The 15,842-nt window shown below is 63.7% G+C and carries 17 protein-coding genes; 6 read left to right on the top strand and 11 right to left on the bottom strand.

The genetic code is table 11. From position 1 onward, the window contains the following. The first annotated feature begins 34 nt into the window (after window positions 1–34). The 3 genes from ugpA to M727_RS0115025 are packed head-to-tail and all read left to right on the top strand — an operon-like array spanning window position 35 to window position 2,851. Window positions 35–919 (top strand): sn-glycerol-3-phosphate ABC transporter permease UgpA, encoded by an 885-nt coding sequence (ugpA, locus tag M727_RS0115035; RefSeq protein ID WP_027153375.1) that lies wholly within the window; start codon window positions 35–37, stop codon window positions 917–919. Between the two features lie 8 nt (window positions 920–927). Then, entirely contained in the window at window positions 928–1,776 is an 849-nt protein-coding gene (gene ugpE, locus M727_RS0115030; protein WP_027153374.1) for a sn-glycerol-3-phosphate ABC transporter permease UgpE, read from the top strand. Between the two features lie 7 nt (window positions 1,777–1,783). Then, window positions 1,784–2,851 (top strand): sn-glycerol-3-phosphate import ATP-binding protein UgpC, encoded by a 1,068-nt coding sequence (locus tag M727_RS0115025; protein WP_027153373.1) that lies wholly within the window; start codon window positions 1,784–1,786, stop codon window positions 2,849–2,851. A gap of 48 nt (window positions 2,852–2,899) precedes the next feature. On the opposite strand, the gene M727_RS0115020 is transcribed toward M727_RS0115025, so the two are convergent. The 3 genes from M727_RS0115020 to M727_RS0115010 all read right to left on the bottom strand — a co-directional run bounded on the left by M727_RS0115020 (window position 2,900) and on the right by M727_RS0115010 (window position 6,748). Next, entirely contained in the window at window positions 2,900–3,982 is a 1,083-nt protein-coding gene (locus tag M727_RS0115020; protein WP_027153372.1) for an ABC transporter ATP-binding protein, read from the bottom strand. Continuing rightward, window positions 3,979–5,565: an iron ABC transporter permease gene (locus tag M727_RS0115015; RefSeq protein WP_027153371.1), complete on the bottom strand. Its 1,587-nt coding sequence runs from the start codon at window positions 5,563–5,565 to the stop codon at window positions 3,979–3,981. Before M727_RS0115015 ends, M727_RS0115020 begins: the two co-directional genes overlap by 4 nt. A gap of 175 nt (window positions 5,566–5,740) precedes the next feature. Next, the gene (locus M727_RS0115010; protein WP_027153370.1) at window positions 5,741–6,748 is read right to left on the bottom strand and encodes an iron ABC transporter substrate-binding protein; all 1,008 of its coding nucleotides are present in this window, start codon (window positions 6,746–6,748) and stop codon (window positions 5,741–5,743) included. Between the two features lie 207 nt (window positions 6,749–6,955). Here M727_RS0115010 and M727_RS0115005 point away from each other — a divergent pair, with 207 nt between their 5' ends. Then, on the top strand, window positions 6,956–7,507 hold the full coding sequence (locus tag M727_RS0115005; RefSeq protein WP_027153369.1) for a sigma-70 family RNA polymerase sigma factor: 552 nt from the start codon (window positions 6,956–6,958) through the stop codon (window positions 7,505–7,507). 1 nt (window position 7,508) lies between these two features. Then, entirely contained in the window at window positions 7,509–8,147 is a 639-nt protein-coding gene (locus tag M727_RS0115000; RefSeq protein WP_027153368.1) for an NrsF family protein, read from the top strand. Between the two features lie 111 nt (window positions 8,148–8,258). Here the strand turns inward: M727_RS0115000 and M727_RS0114995 are convergent, their stop codons facing one another. The 7 genes from M727_RS0114995 to M727_RS0114960 form a co-directional block, all read right to left on the bottom strand. After that, entirely contained in the window at window positions 8,259–9,137 is an 879-nt protein-coding gene (locus tag M727_RS0114995) for a 3-hydroxybutyryl-CoA dehydrogenase (protein WP_023797239.1), read from the bottom strand. 117 nt (window positions 9,138–9,254) lie between these two features. Beyond that, window positions 9,255–10,184, bottom strand: a complete 930-nt coding sequence (locus M727_RS0114990) for an electron transfer flavoprotein subunit alpha/FixB family protein (protein ID WP_027153367.1) — start codon at window positions 10,182–10,184, stop codon at window positions 9,255–9,257. 19 nt (window positions 10,185–10,203) lie between these two features. Beyond that, window positions 10,204–10,953 (bottom strand): electron transfer flavoprotein subunit beta/FixA family protein, encoded by a 750-nt coding sequence (locus M727_RS0114985; protein WP_023797241.1) that lies wholly within the window; start codon window positions 10,951–10,953, stop codon window positions 10,204–10,206. A gap of 334 nt (window positions 10,954–11,287) precedes the next feature. Beyond that, complete coding sequence (locus M727_RS0114975; protein ID WP_027153366.1) at window positions 11,288–12,091, bottom strand: rhomboid family intramembrane serine protease; 804 nt, start codon at window positions 12,089–12,091, stop codon at window positions 11,288–11,290. A 25-nt stretch (window positions 12,092–12,116) separates the two neighbouring features. Then, the gene (locus tag M727_RS0114970) at window positions 12,117–12,698 is read right to left on the bottom strand and encodes a cob(I)yrinic acid a,c-diamide adenosyltransferase (protein WP_027153365.1); all 582 of its coding nucleotides are present in this window, start codon (window positions 12,696–12,698) and stop codon (window positions 12,117–12,119) included. A 28-nt stretch (window positions 12,699–12,726) separates the two neighbouring features. Then, complete coding sequence (locus tag M727_RS0114965) at window positions 12,727–12,918, bottom strand: twin transmembrane helix small protein (RefSeq protein WP_023797244.1); 192 nt, start codon at window positions 12,916–12,918, stop codon at window positions 12,727–12,729. A 23-nt stretch (window positions 12,919–12,941) separates the two neighbouring features. Beyond that, the gene (locus M727_RS0114960) at window positions 12,942–13,808 is read right to left on the bottom strand and encodes an SDR family oxidoreductase (protein WP_084646738.1); all 867 of its coding nucleotides are present in this window, start codon (window positions 13,806–13,808) and stop codon (window positions 12,942–12,944) included. A gap of 57 nt (window positions 13,809–13,865) precedes the next feature. Between M727_RS0114960 and M727_RS0114955 the strand changes: the two genes are divergently transcribed. Further along, window positions 13,866–14,717: a YihY/virulence factor BrkB family protein gene (locus tag M727_RS0114955; protein ID WP_031254136.1), complete on the top strand. Its 852-nt coding sequence runs from the start codon at window positions 13,866–13,868 to the stop codon at window positions 14,715–14,717. 51 nt (window positions 14,718–14,768) lie between these two features. Here the strand turns inward: M727_RS0114955 and M727_RS0114950 are convergent, their stop codons facing one another. Continuing rightward, the gene (locus tag M727_RS0114950; protein ID WP_027153363.1) at window positions 14,769–15,644 is read right to left on the bottom strand and encodes a DMT family transporter; all 876 of its coding nucleotides are present in this window, start codon (window positions 15,642–15,644) and stop codon (window positions 14,769–14,771) included. Window positions 15,645–15,842: the final 198 nt, after the last annotated feature.

Genomic DNA, 15,842 nt, shown 5'->3' with positions numbered 1-15,842 from the left:
GTGGGCGTCTCCCGAGATAGCGAAGGAAATCAGCCTGTCTCCACGCGTCGTCTTTCCCAACAAGATCCTGCCCTACCTGCTGGTGGCGCCGCAACTCGCCATAACACTGGTTTTCTTCTACTGGCCGGCCGGTCAGGCGCTTTACCAGTCGATGCTCAGACAGGATCCGTTCGGGCTGAGGACCAGGTTCGTCTGGTTTGCCAATTTCCGCAAGGTGCTGGCCGATCCGGCCTACCTCAATTCGATCAAGGTCACCGTGGTGTTCTCGCTTGCGACCGCGATCGTCGCGATGTGCGTGGCCCTTTTGCTTGCGGTCATGGCCGAGAAGGCGGTGCGCGGCAAAGGCCTCTACCGCACGCTGTTGATATGGCCTTATGCCGTGGCGCCGGCGATTGCCGGCATGCTGTGGCTGTTTCTGTTCAATCCTTCGATCGGCTCGTTGGCGTATTTGCTGAGAAGCCTCGGCATCGCATGGGATCCGCTGCTCAACGGAACCCACGCCATGATCCTACTGGTGTCGGCGGCTGCCTGGAAGCAGATCAGCTACAATTTCCTGTTCTTCGTCGCCGGTCTCCAGGCAGTGCCGAAAACGCTGATCGAGGCGGCGGCCATGGACGGCGCCGGCGAGACCAAGCGCTTCTGGACCATTGTCTTCCCGCTGCTCGCGCCGACCACCTTTTTCCTGCTGGTCGTCAACACCGTCTATGCCCTGTTCGACACGTTCGGCATCGTTCATGCCGTCACCGGCGGCGGGCCGGGCAAGGCGACCGAGACGATGGTCTACAAGGTCTACAATGATGGTTTCGTCAATCTGATTCTGGGCGACTCGGCGGCGCAGTCGGTCATCCTGATGGCGATCGTCATTGCGCTCACCGCTATCCAGTTCCGCTACGTGGAACGCAAAGTCCATTACGGCTGAGGGCAGCGATGATCGGCCAGTCCCCGCTCCGCACTTTCATCGCCCATGCCGTGCTTATCCTCGGCATATTGATCGTGGCTTTCCCGATCTACTACACGTTCGTCGCCTCGACACACACGCTGCAAACGATCCTCAGGCCGCCGCTGCCGCTCTTGCCCGGCGGCCAGTTGTGGAACAACTACAGCGAGGCGCTGTTCGGCGGCATTGGCCGCATCGGCGGTGTCAGCGTCGGCCAACTGCTCCTCAACACCACAATCATGGCGCTCGGCGTTGCGTTGGGAAAGATCTGCATCTCGATCCTGTCGGCCTACGCGATCGTGTTCTTCCGCTTCCCGCTGCGCATGACCTTTTTCTGGCTGATCTTCATCACCTTGATGCTTCCGGTCGAGGTGCGCATCCTGCCTACCTACAAGGTGATGGTCGATCTCGGCATGATCGACACCTATGCCGGCCTGATCATCCCGCTGATCGCCTCGGCCACCGCGACGCTGCTGTTCCGCCAGTTCTTCATGACCATACCGGGCGAATTGGTCGAGGCGGCGCGCGTCGATGGCGCCGGGCCATGGCGCTTCTTCTTCGATATCCTGTTGCCATTGTCGCGCACCAACATTGCGGCACTGTTCGTGATCCTCTTCATCTATGGCTGGACGCAGTATCTTTGGCCGCTGCTGGTCACCAACAGCAACGACATGAACACCATCGTCATCGCGTTGCGAAAGATGGTTTCCTTTGCCGATGCCGATACCGAATGGCACCTGGTCATGGTCACGGCGATGCTGGCCATCGTGCCGCCGATCCTGGTGGTGGTGCTGATGCAACGCTGGTTCGTGCGCGGCCTGGTCGAATCCGAAAAGTGAGAAGCTGATGGCGACCGTCGATCTGAAGGACGTGAAGAAGGTCTATCCCAGCGGCGTCGAAGCCGTGAAGGGGGTCTCCATCGCCATTCCCGACAAGGAGCTTTGCGTGCTGGTCGGCCCCTCCGGTTGCGGCAAGTCGACGCTGCTGAGGATGATCGCCGGGTTGGAGACGATTTCCGCCGGCACGGTCGCCATCGACGGCAAGGTGGTCAACGCCATCGGCCCGACCGAGCGCGACATCGCCATGGTGTTCCAGAACTACGCGCTTTACCCGCATATGAAAGTCTATGACAACATGGCCTATGGCCTGCGCAATCGTGGCACGCCGAAGGACGAGATCGACAGCAGGGTGCGTTCGACCGCCAAGGTGCTGGAGCTTTCGGCGCTGCTCGACCGGCGGCCGCGCGAGCTTTCCGGCGGCCAGCGCCAGCGTGTCGCCATGGGCCGCGCCATCGTGCGCAATCCGAAAGTCTTCCTGTTCGACGAGCCGCTCAGCAACCTCGATGCCAAATTGCGCGGGCAGATGCGGGTCGAGATCAAGAACTTGCAGCGCACGCTCGGCGTCACCTCGGTCTATGTCACTCACGACCAGCTCGAGGCGATGACGCTGGCCGACATCCTTGTTGTCATGAACGCCGGGCAGGTCGAGCAAACGGGCGCGCCGCTCGACATCTACGAAAAGCCGGCGTCGATCTTCGTCGCTTCCTTCATCGGCGCACCGCCGATGAATCTTCTGGCGCTGACCGGAAGTTCCTCAGGCCCGATGCTGGCCGACGGCACCGCGATCGGCTTTGCGGCTCCCGGAACACAAGCCGTGACGCTGGGGTTTCGCCCTGAAGATGCCGACGTCACCTTCAATGCGGAGGCGCTGCCCGGTGCGCTCGTCCTGCCGGCGACAGTCGAAGCGGTCGAGCCGGTCGGGGCCGAAAGCTTTCTTCACTGCGCCGCAGCCGGCAGCCGTATCATCGTGCGCGTCTCGGGGCGCGCCACCGCAAAGCCCGGCGACCAGTTGCGTGTCGTGGCCAAAGCCGAAAAGCTGCACTGGTTCGATCAGGCTGGAAAGCGGGTCGATTGAAGCCGGCCTGTCGGCCTGACTGGCGAACTGCGCGAGACGCAAGACCGTTCAGGCAAACACATGCGCCTTGCCCGACACCGTCAGCCGGACGATCTCGCCAACCGTCGGTGTGTCCATGCCTGGCTTGCGCAGGATCAGTGGCGTGTTGCCGATCGCGGCTGCGTCCGGCGGATCGGGACTGTTCAGGAGCCGCACCGCGATGGTGCACATCGAGCCGGCGAATTCGGATTCCGTCACTTCGCCGAACAGCATGTCCGGCGTGCCCGACATGCCTTCGCGCGATGTTCGTTTCAACAGCACCTGTTCCGGCCGCAGCATGATGCGGGCGAGATCGCGCCGCTCGGTGCTGTCGACGGCGATGCGGCCGAGCGGCGAGCTGGCGAAGCCGTCCGCGATCTTGGCCGGCAGGATGATGGCGTCGCCGAGGAATTCGGCGACCATCCGGTCCTTCGGCTTGAGATAAAGCTCGCGCGGCGTGCCGACCTGCGAGAATTTGCCGTCGCGCATCACCGCGACCTGGCTGGCAAAGGACAGCGCCTCGGCCTGGTCGTGCGTGACCAGGATCGTGGTGATGCCGGCGGTCTCCAGAAGCTCGGCCACCGCCTTGCGCATCGAGGCGCGCAGGCCGGTGTCGAGCGCCGAGAACGGCTCGTCGAGCAGCATCAGCCGCGGCTTCATGGCCATGGCGCGGGCCAACGCCACACGCTGCTGCTGGCCGCCTGAGAGCTCGTGCGGCCGCCGTTTCAGGATCGCCTTGTCGAGCCCGACGATATAGGCGAGCTCGGCGATACGCTCGCTGCGCTTGTCCTCGTGATGCCGCATGCCGAAACCGATATTGGCGGCGATGCTCAGATGCGGGAACAGGGCGCCGTCCTGCGCCACCACGCCGATGCCGCGCCGATATGCCGGCACCGCGGCGTCGCCATTGGCCAGCACCTCGCCGTCGAGCACGATGCGACCCTGGTCCGGCGCTTCGAAGCCGGCGATCAACCGCAGCAGGGTCGTCTTGCCGCAGCCTGACGGTCCGACGATCGCCGTGCGGCTGCCGCTGGCCACGCTGAGGTCGACGCCGGCCAGTGCGGCCACCGGGCCGTAGTGCTTGTGCACATCGGTGAGTTCGAGGAAGCTCATCGTCCGGCCATCCGCTTCGACTGGATGTAGAGCAGCCAGGTCAGCGGCAGCGACATCGCCACCATGATGAGCGCGTAGGGTGCGGCGGACGCATAGTCGATCTCGCCGCTGTGGGCCCAGAACGCCATCGCCAGCGTGCGGGTGCCGTTGGGCGCCAGCATCTGGGTGGCGGTCAATTCGTTCATGATGCCGAGCGCCACCAGCGCCATGCCCGCCGCGGCACCCGGCGCCGACAGGCGGATCGTCGTCGACCACAGCGCCCTGAGCGGTGACCGGCCGAGACTGGCGGCGGCGCGTTCGAGCTCGACCGGCGCCTGCGCGATCGACGCCCGCAGGCTGATCAGGGCGCGCGGCAGAAACATCAGCGCATAGGCTACGAGGATCGTGAACAGGGTCTGATAGAGCGGCAGGGCGATGCGCACCGTGATGGTGACCAGCGCCAGCGCCACGACGACGCCGGGCAGCGATCCGACGATGTAGTTGCAGCCCTCCAGAAGGCGCTGCAGCGGCCCCGGTGCCCGGATCGAAATCCAGGCCATCGGCATGGCGGCGATAGTGGCGAGCAGGGCGCCGGCGAGCGCCAGGAACAGGGTCTGGCCGAGCGCCAGGCCGATCTCATCGAGGCGCCAGACATCGGCGCCGCCGGCCACAAGCCAGCGGCCGATGGTGACGAACGGCACGCCGAGCGCCAGCAGCGCGGTGACAACGGGCAGAGCCAAGCACGGGATGGTGGCGCGGCCGAGCCTTGTGCGTTGCTGCTGCCGCGCGGCGCCCGAGCCGACGCGGGCATAGCGCTCCTCGCCGCGCACCAGCACTTCGATCCCGAGCAGCACGAAACAGCATGTCACCAGCACCGCAGCCAGCATGTTGGCGGCGGGGCCGTTGAAGGTCGACTGGAACTGGTCGACGATCGCCGTGGTGAAGGTATCGAAGCGGATGAACACGTAGAGGCCGTATTCGGCCAGGAGATGCAGTCCGACCAGCAGCGAGCCGCCGCAGATGGCGAGCCTGAGCTGCGGCAGCACGACCCGCCGGAACACGCGCCATGGCCCGAGGCCGACGGCTGCCGCGGCGTCTTCGAGAGCAGGATCGAGCCGGCGCAAGGCTGCCGCCACCGGCAGATAGAGGAACGGGAAATAGGCGACGACGGAAACCAGTACGCCGGCCCACAGCCCGTGCAGTCCCGGCACCAGGGTGATCCAGGCATAGCTGTGAACGAAGGCGGGGATGGCGAGCGGCGCCACCGACAGCCAGGCCCACAGCCGGGCACCGGGAAGGCTGCTGCGTTCGGTCAGCCAGGCCAGCGCCACCGAGAGCACGATGCAGATCGGCACCGCCAGCACCACCAAAAGCAGGGTGTTGACCAGGAGCTCGCCAACACGTGGCCGGAAGACCAGTGCCGATACGGTTTCCCAGCCGGTCTGCACGGCAACCCAGATGATGAAGGCGAGCGGCAGCAGCGAGAAAAGTGAGACCAGGATGGCGGCGAGCGAAATCCAGGATATCGGCCGCCGGCGCCTCCAATGCACAGCCACCATGCCGGTCGGCAAGCCTGAACGTGCTAGTTCGGTCGCAGACTGCATCAGCTCAGACGCCGAGCCGTTGCCGCCCGGTGGCGGAAACGATCGAACGGCCACAAACACGGCCAAGAATGCAGCTTGTCGTCATGGACGAATGCCACCTCGAAAAACAGAGCGCTCCTGCGGAAGCGAATTCCCGCAGGAGCGCAGTCGGTTGCCGTTTTAGGACGAACGCGAACTAAAGCAAGCCGGCTGCCGTCATCAGGTCGGTCACCTTCCTGGAGTTCAGCGTCGTCGCATCGACCTTCGGCGCCTGCAGATCGGCCAGCGGTACCAGCGCCGGGTTGGACTCCGCGCCCTTGCCGACCGCGTATTCGAAGGAATTGCCGGTCTTCAGCACGTCCTGACCACTCTTGCCGGTCACCCATTTCAGGAAGGCCTGGGCTTCCTTCGGGTGCTTGCTGGAGGCCAGCACGCCACCGCCGGAAACCGAGACGAAGGCGCCCGGGTCCTGGTTCTTGAAATAATGCAGCCCGACGTTGTTGCTGTTCTCGCCGGTCTTGGCCTGGTCGCCGTAGTAATAATAGTGATAGATCACGCCGCCATCGACCTCGCCGGCATTGACCGCCTTCATCACCGTGCTGTTGCCTTTGTAGGCGATAAAATTCTCCTTCATCGCCTTCAGCCAGTCGGCGGTTGCGGCCTCACCCTTGAGCTGCAAAAGCGCGCTGACGATCGCCTGGAAATCGGCGCCGGACGGCGAAGCGGCCCAGCGTCCCTTCCAGCTCGGATCGGCGAGCTCAAGCAGCGACTTGGGCAACTGCTCGGCGGTCAGCTTGGTCTTGTTGTAAGCAAAGACGGTGCTGCGCGCGGCGATGCCCACCCACTTGCCGCTGGCCGGCTGGTACTCCTTGGGAATCTGCGCCAGGGTGTCGGCGTCGACCGGCGCGAACAGGCCTGATGACTCGACCAGCACCATGGCGGGTGAGTTTTCCGTCAGGAACACGTCGGCCGGCGAGGCGGCGCCTTCGGCAACGATCTGGTTGGAAAAATCGCTGTCGCCGCCGTGGCGAACGGTAACCTTGATGCCGGTTTCCTTGGTGAAACCTTCCACCCAGGCATTGGTCAGGCTCTCATGCTGGGCATTGTAGACGACGATGCCGCTGTCCTGGGCCATAACCGGGCTGGCGACCAGGCTGATTGCAAGTGCTGTGGCTCCGGCAAGGGCGGAAAGGGCATATTTCATGGACGTCATCCCTCTCGATCTCGATGGTCTTTGATTTAGCACCGCTGCACCTATCAATTCCTGATCGGTGTAGTCAACATTGATGCGCTGCGCAATCGGCCGCCGGAGGTGAAACCTTCGTGATATTCCTTTACTTTGGCTTGGACATTATTTCGCCGGCCACGTAACAAATCGGGCCGAGGCGCGAATACTGGGGAGTTAACTCTTGTGACCGGCAAGGACGAGGCCGAGCTTTCCCGGCTGATGCGGGCCGCGATCGCGGGAGATGAAAGGGCTTACGCCGACTTTCTGCGCCGGACGGCTGCCCTCGTTCGCGGCTTCGTCAGGCGCAAGATCGTTCAGGGCGGGGTCGATCCCGAGGATGTCGTGCAGGAAACCTTGCTGGCCATTCATGTGAAGCGGCATACCTGGCGCCAGGATTTACCTGTGCTGCCCTGGGTCTACGCCATAGCGCGCTTCAAGCTGATCGACGCCTTTCGACGGCGCGGCCGGCGCATCGAGATCGAGATCGACGAGATCGCAGAGACCTTCGCCGAACCGGAGGCCGAGACGGTCAGCGGGCGTGACATCAACCGGGCGTTGGACGGCCTGCCGCCGGCGCAGCGTTCGGTGGTTTCGTCGGTGTCGGTCGAAGGCCGCTCCATCGGCGAGACGGCAGTGAGGTTCGGCATCAGCGAGACGGCGGTGCGCGTGTCGCTGCATCGCGGTCTCGCAGCCATTGCCAAACGGTTCGGAGCCAAGCAGTTCAGGCGGGAATGACATGAGGACCGACGATCTCATCAAGGCGCTCGACGCCGATGCCCGCAGCACGGCGATGCCGCTTGGCTCGGCCTGGTGGATAGGCGCAGGTGCGGCTACACTGATCGCGGCGGTGGTGTTCTGGCTGGCGATCGGCCCACGCACCGACATCGCCACCGCCATGTATACGACGCGTTTCGTTGCCAAGTTCGTGTTCACGATGGCTCTGGCTGTCAGCGCCTTCGCCTTGATCCGCGCCCTGTCGACACCCGGTGCAGCGACGAGCAGGGCGGCGGCCTTGATGATTGCCGCACCGCTGCTGGTGGCCGTAGCGGTGGGGCTGGAACTCCTTTCGGTGCCTGCGGCCGACTGGAGCAGGCGGCTGGTCGGCAGCAACATGGTTATCTGCCTGACCTTCATTCCGCTGATCGGCATCGGTCCGCTTGCCGTCTTCCTGGCGGTGCTGCGCTATGGCGCGCCGACGCGGCCGGTGCTTGCCGGCACCGTGGCGGGCGTGCTCGCCGGCGGGCTGGCGGCAACCTTCTATGCCGCACACTGCTTCGACGATTCGCCGCTTTTCGTCGCCACCTGGTATACGATCGCGATTGCCATCCTCGCCGCACTCGGCGCGCTCGGCGGGCGGCTTTTCGTGCGCTGGTAGCGACTGCCTGGCCCCGAAAACGGGTTGGACTTCCGCAAAGCAGCGCGAGGCTGGATATCGGTATACTCGTAAGGAGCGCCATGGGGTCGCTGTCGCCTGCAATGGCATGCCTTAGCGCGTCGGAACGGGATGCTCGCCGCGATAGTCGTAGAAGCCGCGCCCGGTCTTGCGGCCGAGCCAGCCGGCCTCGACATATTTCACCAGCAGCGGGCAGGGCCGGTATTTCGAATCCGACAGGCCGTCATGCAGCACCTGCATGATCGACAGGCAGGTGTCGAGGCCGATGAAATCGGCAAGCTGCAGCGGTCCCATCGGATGGTTGGCGCCGAGCCGCATGGCGGTGTCGATCGCGTCAACCGAGCCGACCCCTTCATAGAGCGTGTAGATCGCCTCGTTGATCATCGGCAGCAGGATGCGGTTGACGATGAAAGCCGGAAAATCCTCCGAAACGGTGATCGTCTTCTCGAGATGGTTGACATAGGCCTTTGCCGCTTCGAAGGTCTGGTCCTCGGTGGCGATGCCGCGCACCAGTTCGACCAGCTTCATCACTGGAACCGGATTCATGAAATGGATGCCGATGAAACGCTCCGGCCTGTCGGTCTGCGCGGCGAGACGTGTGATCGAGATCGACGAGGTGTTCGTCGCCAGGATGGCTTCCGGATTGAGCTGCGGACAGAGCTGGGCGTAGATCTTGCGCTTGACCGTCTCGTCCTCGGTCGCTGCCTCGATCACCAGATCGGCACCGGCAAGGTCGGCCATGGTCGGTGCTGACGAAATGCGCGCCATCGCCTCGTTGCGCAGCTTTTCCTCGAGCTTGCCGGAGCCGACCTGGCGGGCCATGTTGCCGCTGATCGTGGCGATGCCCTTTTCGATGCGCTCGGGCGAGATGTCGTAAACCAGCACCTTGTAGCCCGCCAGCGCGGACACATGGGCGATGCCGCCGCCCATCTGGCCCGCCCCGATGATGCCGATCGTCTCGATCTTGTTCATTACACCGATCCCGTCAAATGGCCTTTGCGGCCTGCTTTTTGTGCGGTGCAAACTAAAAGGGCGGGGCGACTTCGTCTACCCCGCCCTTCACAATTTAATACGCTTTGGCAGAAGGCGTCAAAGCGCCTTTTGCAGTTCCGGCAGAATGACGAAAAGGTCGCCGACGAGGCCGTAGTCGGCGACCTGGAAGATCGGCGCCTCCTCGTCCTTGTTGATGGCGACGATGACCTTCGAATCCTTCATGCCGGCAAGATGCTGGATGGCGCCGGAGATGCCGACGGCGATGTAGAGATCGGGTGCGACCACCTTGCCGGTCTGGCCGACCTGCCAGTCGTTCGGCGCATAGCCGGCATCGACTGCGGCACGAGAGGCGCCGACGGCGGCGCCGAGCTTGTCGGCGATCGGCAGGATGACTTCCTGGAACTTCTCCGAGGAGCCCAGCGCGCGGCCGCCCGAGATGATGATCCTGGCCGAAGTCAGCTCCGGACGGTCGGTCTCGGAAAGCTTGTTCTCGACGAAGCTCGACAGGCCGGGATTGACTGCTGCCTGAACCGTCTCGACCGGGGCTGAACCGCCCTCGGGTGCAGCCTGGAAGGAGGCGGTGCGCACGGTGATCACCTTCTTGGCGTCGCTCGACTGCACCGTCTGGATGGCGTTGCCGGCATAGATCGGCCGCTTGAAGGTGTCGGGCGAGACAATCTCGATGATCTCCGACACCTGCGCGACATCGAGCAGGGCTGCCACGCGCGGCGCGACATTCTTGCCCGAGGAGGTCGCCGGCGCGACGATCGTGTCATAGGCATCGGCCATGCCGACGACGAGCGCCGCCAGCGGTTCGGCGAGACGCTCGGTGAGCTCGTCGGCTTCGGCAAGCAGCACCTTGCTCACGCCCTTGAGCTTGGCGGCGGCGTCCGCTGCCGGCTTGGCGCCGTTGCCGGCGACCAGCACATGCACGTCGGAGCCGATCTGCAGTGCCGCCGAAAGCGCCTTGGCGGTCTGGTCGGAAAGCGTCGCATTGTCGTGTTCGGCAATCAGAAGAATTGTCATCTTTTGTCCCTTCCCAGCCCTACAGCACGCCGGCTTCGTTCTTAAGCTTGTCGACCAGTTCGGCGACGCTCTTGACCTTGACGCCCGCCTTGCGGCCGCCCGGCTCCTCGGTCTTGATTACCTTCAGCCGCGGCTTGACGTCGGCGCCGTAATCGGCGGGAGATTTCTCGTCGAGCGGCTTCTTCTTGGCCTTCATGATGTTGGGCAGCGAGGCATAGCGCGGCTGGTTGAGGCGAAGATCCGCGGTGACAATCGCCGGCATCTTCAGCTCCACCGTCTGCAGGCCGCCATCGACCTCGCGCGTGACCTTGGCCTTGTCGCCATCGATAACGACCTTGGAGGCAAAAGTGCCTTGCGCCCAGCCCAGAAGTGCGGCCAGCATCTGGCCGGTCTGGTTCGAATCGTCGTCGATCGCCTGCTTGCCGAGAATGACGAGACCGGGCTTTTCCGCCTCGACCACGCCCTTCAGCACTTTGGCGACGCCCAGCGGCTCGGTCTGCTCGTCGGTCTTGACCAGGATGGCGCGGTCGGCGCCCATGGCGAGCGCGGTGCGCAAGGTCTCCTGCGCCTGCTGCGGCCCGATCGAGACAACGATGATCTCCTCCGCCTTGCCGGCCTCCTTCAGCCGGATCGCCTCTTCGACCGCGATCTCGTCGAACGGGTTCATCGCCATCTTGACGTTGGCGAGTTCCACCGCCGAACCGTCAGCCTTCACACGAACCTTGACATTCGCATCCACAACCCGCTTCACGGGCACAAGGATCTTCATTTGCCTGTCACCTCTTTCACGATAGCCACCTCTTTCAAGATAGTCGGGCGCGCTATAGCAGTGTGCGCCTCTTCAGAGTTGTCGAAAGCCGACATTCCGGACGGAATTCTGGTCTCCGACCGTCTAAAGCGCGTCGCATTTGGCCAACCTCACGCGACGCGCTTCGGGTTGTGTGTTTCATGCATGCCGTTATCGCAAAACCGCTGCACAGTTTTGCGCGACATGCATTGGTGTGGGAACGCTTCCGTAGTTGCGGCGACCCCGCACGTCAATATCCGGGACGCGCCCAAATCATCCGCGCCGCACTCAAATCGGTTCAGTTCGGCAAATCGGTTCAGTCCGGACTGGAGGCGCTTGCCCGTCCCCAGCGCTGCGCCGGCCGCGCCGGCAGCGGTTCGCCTGGCGCCGGCTCTGCGGCAACAGGCATTTGGCCGGCGACCACCGCTGCCTCTTCATCCGCACCGGCAAGCAGCGGTACGGCGCGGTTGCGCAAGACGAGCACCAGCACGGCCCCGGCGATGATGCCGCCGACATGGCAGGCCCAGGAAATCTGATCCTCGCCACCGGCGGCGAACATCACGATCTGGAACAGGATCCACAGGATGAGCGGGATGAAGGCCGGGATGCGCAGCGGAATGCGGGCGAAGGCCAGCACCCATACCTTTACCCTGGGATAGAGGATCAGATAGGCGGCGACCACGCCGGCAATGGCGCCTGAGGCCCCGATCAGCGGAACCTGCGAGTCCCACGCGATCAGGCCCTGGAAGGAGGCGCCGGCGATGGCGCAGAGCAGATAGAAGGCGAGAAAGCGGATATGACCGAGCGCGTCCTCGACATTGTCGCCGAACACCCACAGGAACAGCATGTTGCCGCCGAGATGGAAAATATCGGCATGCAGGAAGGAATAGGTGACGTAGCTCAGGCTCTCCGGGATCACGACAAACTGCGGAGCCAGTTCGGCGCTGTCATGGACCACCGACGGGATGAAGCCGAGCCCCAGCACAGCCGCGTTGGTGAACTGCTCGCCGCCAAGCGCGGTGGCGAAGTAGATGAGCGTATTGAACGCGATCAGGCCGATCGTCACATATTGCTGCTCGATGTGGCGCAGCCGGTTGGTGTCATAAAGCGGGATGAACATCGGACCCCCTCCCGCCTCGGCAGATTCAGCGGTTCTTGCCGGGAACCCATAGCACGTCGGCGTTTCCATTGTCATTGACCGCGCGTGCGGCGACGAACAGAAAGTCCGATACGCGGTTGATGTATCTTATCGCCTCGCGGCTGACGTGCTCGCCTGGGGTTTGCGTCAAAGCCACCATGATGCGCTCGGCCCGCCGCGCCACCGTGCGGGCGAGGTGAAGGGCCGCCGCCGCCGGCGTGCCGCCGTTGAGCACGAAGGATTTGAGCGGCTGCAGGTCCTTGTTGAGCAGGTCGATGTCCTTTTCGACGCGGTCGGTCTGCACAGCGGTGATGCGCAGCGGTTCATAGCCGAGCGGCTTGCCGTCGTCCGGCACCGCCAGATCGGCGCCGAGGTCGAAAAGGTCGTTCTGGATGCGGCCGAGCATCGCGTCGATCGCCGGGTGTGTTGCCGCGGTGTGGATGCGGGCCATGCCGATGCAGGCATTGGCTTCGTCGATCGTGCCATAGGCGTCGATGCGCAGATCGGATTTCAGCCGCCGTTCACCGGTGCCAAGGCCGGTGGTGCCGTCGTCGCCGGTACGGGTGTAGATCTTGTTGAGCTTGACCACGCTCTGCCTCTCGAAATCGCCACCCTCGTCACTTGCGGGTGAAATACACCGCTAGCATGATCAGCACCAATGCCACGAACTGCAGCAGCACGCGCGTCTGCATCAGCTTGTTGGAGGTCATGCCGGAGCCGCCGCGCATCATGTTGATGAGGCCGCGGATCAGCACGATGACCACGGCGACCATGACGAGGACAGCGAGGATGTTGAAGACGGTTGCCATAGTGTGTTTCCAGTCGATTGTGTTCAGGCGCGTTTGGCAAGCAGGCGGTAGAGCATTGATGCCGGCAGGATGCGTTTGAGGACGACGCCGATCCTGGCCGGCACCGTTACCACATAATGCGGATGCGGGCGCCGCGACAGAAGCGCATGGCGCAAGGCCGCATGAACCACCTCCGGCCCTGGCTTCAGCCGTGACGTGCTGCCGCCGGCCTGCAGCCGTTGCAGCTGCGCCTCATAGGCGAGGCGGTGGACGGAATTCTCACGGTCGATATTCCTGAGAAACCACACAAGGCCGTTGCTGGCGATCTTCGATGTGACCGGCCCCGGCTCGATCAGCGAGACATGGATGCCGCTGCCCTGGAGTTCCTGATGCATGCACAGCATCAGCCCTTCGATCGCGTGCTTCGACGCCGAATAGGCGCCGCGAAAAGGCAGCGGTGCCAGGCCGAGGATCGAGGAGCAGTGGACAAGACGGCCATGGCCCTGGCGGCGCATCACCGGCACGACACGGCGGGTGAGGTCATGCCAGCCGAAGACATTCGCCTCGAATTGCTCCCTGAGCGCTGCGACCGGCAGGTCCTCGACGGCGCCAGGCTGGGCGTAGGCGCCGTTGTTGAACAGGGCATTGAGCTGTCCGCCGGTCCGCTCCAGCACCGACGCCACCAGCGTCTCGATGGATCCCGGTTCGCAATAATCCAGATAGAAAGCCTCGATGCCGTCGGCCTCGAGGGCGGCGATGTCCTCCGGCTTGCGTGCCGTCGCGAACACCCGCCAGCCTTCCGCCTTCAGCGCCCGGGTGCAATAGGCGCCTATCCCGGAAGAAGCTCCGGTGACGATGATGGTGCGCAACTCTTCTCCAGGAGGAAGCGTGCTTTGACCTAGGCTTGCCATTTGCCGCAATCCCTTCCCATATTCGCGGCGTCGAGACAATCGAAGGGAGCGCGGTTCTTGTTGCGGAAGATCGTAGCCCTCAAGCGCGTGCTCTATGACGCGTTCGGCCATTTCGATGCAGACGATGGCTGGGCGATGGCCAGTCATCTGGCGATCACGGCGCTGATGGCGCTGTTCCCTTTTCTGATTTTCGCCACGACGCTGGCCAGCTTCCTCGGCGCACAGGCTTTCGCCGACACCGCCGTTCATATCGTCTTCGACACCTGGCCCGAGCAGATCGCCGAGCCGATCGCGCGCGAAGTGCTCAACGTGCTCACCGTGCAGCGCACCGACCTGTTGACCTATGGCGTGCTGCTTGCCGCCTTCTTCGCCTCGAACGGCATCGAGGCGCTGCGCACCTCGCTCAACCGCGCCTACCGCGTTTCCGAAACGCGCGGCATCATCTACCGCCGGGTACAGAGCATCGCCTTCGTGCTGATCGCCACGGCAGGTTTTCTGGCGATCAGCGTGCTTCTGGTGTTTGCGCCGTTGCTGGCGCGGCTGGCCGAGGCCAATTTCGAATGGGTAAAACCCTATATGGGAACGATCACGCTGTGGCGTTACATCATCGCCTCGGTCGTCATCGTCGGCGGGCTGTTCGCGGTGCATTACTGGCTGCCTGCGGGCAAGCGCCGCTTCGTCTCGATCATACCGGGCATCATCTTCACGCTGATTGCCTGGCTTATCGGGTCGACCATCTTCGCCGCCTATCTCGACCGTTTCTCGTCCTATGTGACGACCTATGCCGGCCTTGCCTCGATCATGGTCGCGGTCGTCTTCCTCTATATGGTCTCGGCGATCTTCATTCTCGGCGGTGAACTCAATGCCGCGATCAGCCGCTATCTGGAGGCACGCGCGCGCGTTGGCTGATTCTTGTTTTGAGCATGATCTTTTCCGAAAATCGGTTCCCACTTTTTGGGATCATGCTTTGGTTGGCTGAGCGGTTGCCAGCCCGACGCCGAACGTCGCGATCGCCATGCCGACGATCTGGACCAGGTTCAACTGTTCGCCGAACAACAGCCAGGCGATGACCGCGGTGACGGCCGGGACCAGATAGAACAGCGAAGCGACTTTCGACATCTCGCCGTCGCGGATCATCACCATCAACAGGAAGATGGCGCCGATCGACAGCACCAGCACCAGCCATGCCATGGCGAAGATCAACTCGCCGTTGACGATGACGGTTCGGGTCTCGAAGGCGAGCGAGGCCAGGACCATCACCGATGCGCCGCCGACATATTGCCAAGTGGTGGCCGCCACGAGATCGCCGCCGGAGGCGAAGCGCTTCTGCCAGATCGTGCCGGCGCTCATGCCAAGCACCGAGACAAGGGAGGCGGCCAGTGTCTCGGCCGTCACGCCGCCGCCGAGCGTTCCGAGCTTCGGCCAGAGCACGATGACCACGCCGACCAGACCGATGCCGAGACCGGCCCAATGGCGCGGCAGGATGGCCTCGCCGAGAAACCTGCCGGCCATCACCGCCGTGATCAGCGGCTGCAGCCCGACGATCAAGGCCGATAACCCGGCCGGCATGCCCCTGTGGATGGCCCAGAACACGCCGCCGAGATAGACGCCATGCATCAGGATGCCGGCGCCGGTCGCGTGAAACGCCTCCTTGCGCGTCGCTCGCCTGGAGCCGAGTGCTGCCATCAAGGCGGCCAACAGCACGGCGGCCAGCACGAAACGAGCGGCCAGGAAGGTGAAAGGCTCGGCCAACGGCATGGCATAACGCGCGCCGATGAAGCCGGTCGCCCACAGGACGACAAAGGAGGCGGGGATGAACCGCTTGATGCTGCGCATTTTTGAAAGGCTGCCGCGTGCTCGGTGAGGGGTTTTGTACGGGACTGCTGTAATGCGGTTCAACCCGGCTAGCAAAACCAAACGGTTGATCCATAGGTTCATCCGAGCTGAAGGATGCGCTCTGGGTCAGGGAGGATCAAAACATGATCCCCCACGCCTTCGTCATCCCAGGGCGGAGCAAGGAGCGAAGCGACGCGG

This window comes from Mesorhizobium sp. WSM2561 (assembly GCF_000513915.1).
In the GTDB taxonomy this organism is placed as follows: Bacteria; Pseudomonadota; Alphaproteobacteria; order Rhizobiales; family Rhizobiaceae; genus Mesorhizobium; species Mesorhizobium muleiense.
Note: the sequence above shows the minus strand (reverse complement) of the source record. Positions and strands in the feature narration are given on the sequence as shown.

Bases quoted from the DNA above. Each gene is read 5' to 3' on its own strand.
- ugpE (WP_027153374.1), top strand. From the start codon at position 928: ATGATCGGCCAGTCCCCGCTCCGCACTTTCATCGCCCATGCCGTGCTT.
- M727_RS0115025 (WP_027153373.1), top strand. From the start codon at position 1,784: ATGGCGACCGTCGATCTGAAGGACGTGAAGAAGGTCTATCCCAGCGGC.
- M727_RS0115020 (WP_027153372.1), bottom strand. From the start codon at position 3,982: ATGAGCTTCCTCGAACTCACCGATGTGCACAAGCACTACGGCCCGGTG.
- M727_RS0115015 (WP_027153371.1), bottom strand. From the start codon at position 5,565: ATGCAGTCTGCGACCGAACTAGCACGTTCAGGCTTGCCGACCGGCATG.
- M727_RS0115010 (WP_027153370.1), bottom strand. From the start codon at position 6,748: ATGAAATATGCCCTTTCCGCCCTTGCCGGAGCCACAGCACTTGCAATC.
- M727_RS0115000 (WP_027153368.1), top strand. From the start codon at position 7,509: ATGAGGACCGACGATCTCATCAAGGCGCTCGACGCCGATGCCCGCAGC.
- M727_RS0114995 (WP_023797239.1), bottom strand. From the start codon at position 9,137: ATGAACAAGATCGAGACGATCGGCATCATCGGGGCGGGCCAGATGGGC.
- M727_RS0114990 (WP_027153367.1), bottom strand. From the start codon at position 10,184: ATGACAATTCTTCTGATTGCCGAACACGACAATGCGACGCTTTCCGAC.
- M727_RS0114985 (WP_023797241.1), bottom strand. From the start codon at position 10,953: ATGAAGATCCTTGTGCCCGTGAAGCGGGTTGTGGATGCGAATGTCAAG.
- M727_RS0114975 (WP_027153366.1), bottom strand. From the start codon at position 12,091: ATGTTCATCCCGCTTTATGACACCAACCGGCTGCGCCACATCGAGCAG.
- M727_RS0114965 (WP_023797244.1), bottom strand. From the start codon at position 12,918: ATGGCAACCGTCTTCAACATCCTCGCTGTCCTCGTCATGGTCGCCGTG.
- M727_RS0114960 (WP_084646738.1), bottom strand. From the start codon at position 13,808: ATGGCAAGCCTAGGTCAAAGCACGCTTCCTCCTGGAGAAGAGTTGCGC.
- M727_RS0114950 (WP_027153363.1), bottom strand. From the start codon at position 15,644: ATGCGCAGCATCAAGCGGTTCATCCCCGCCTCCTTTGTCGTCCTGTGG.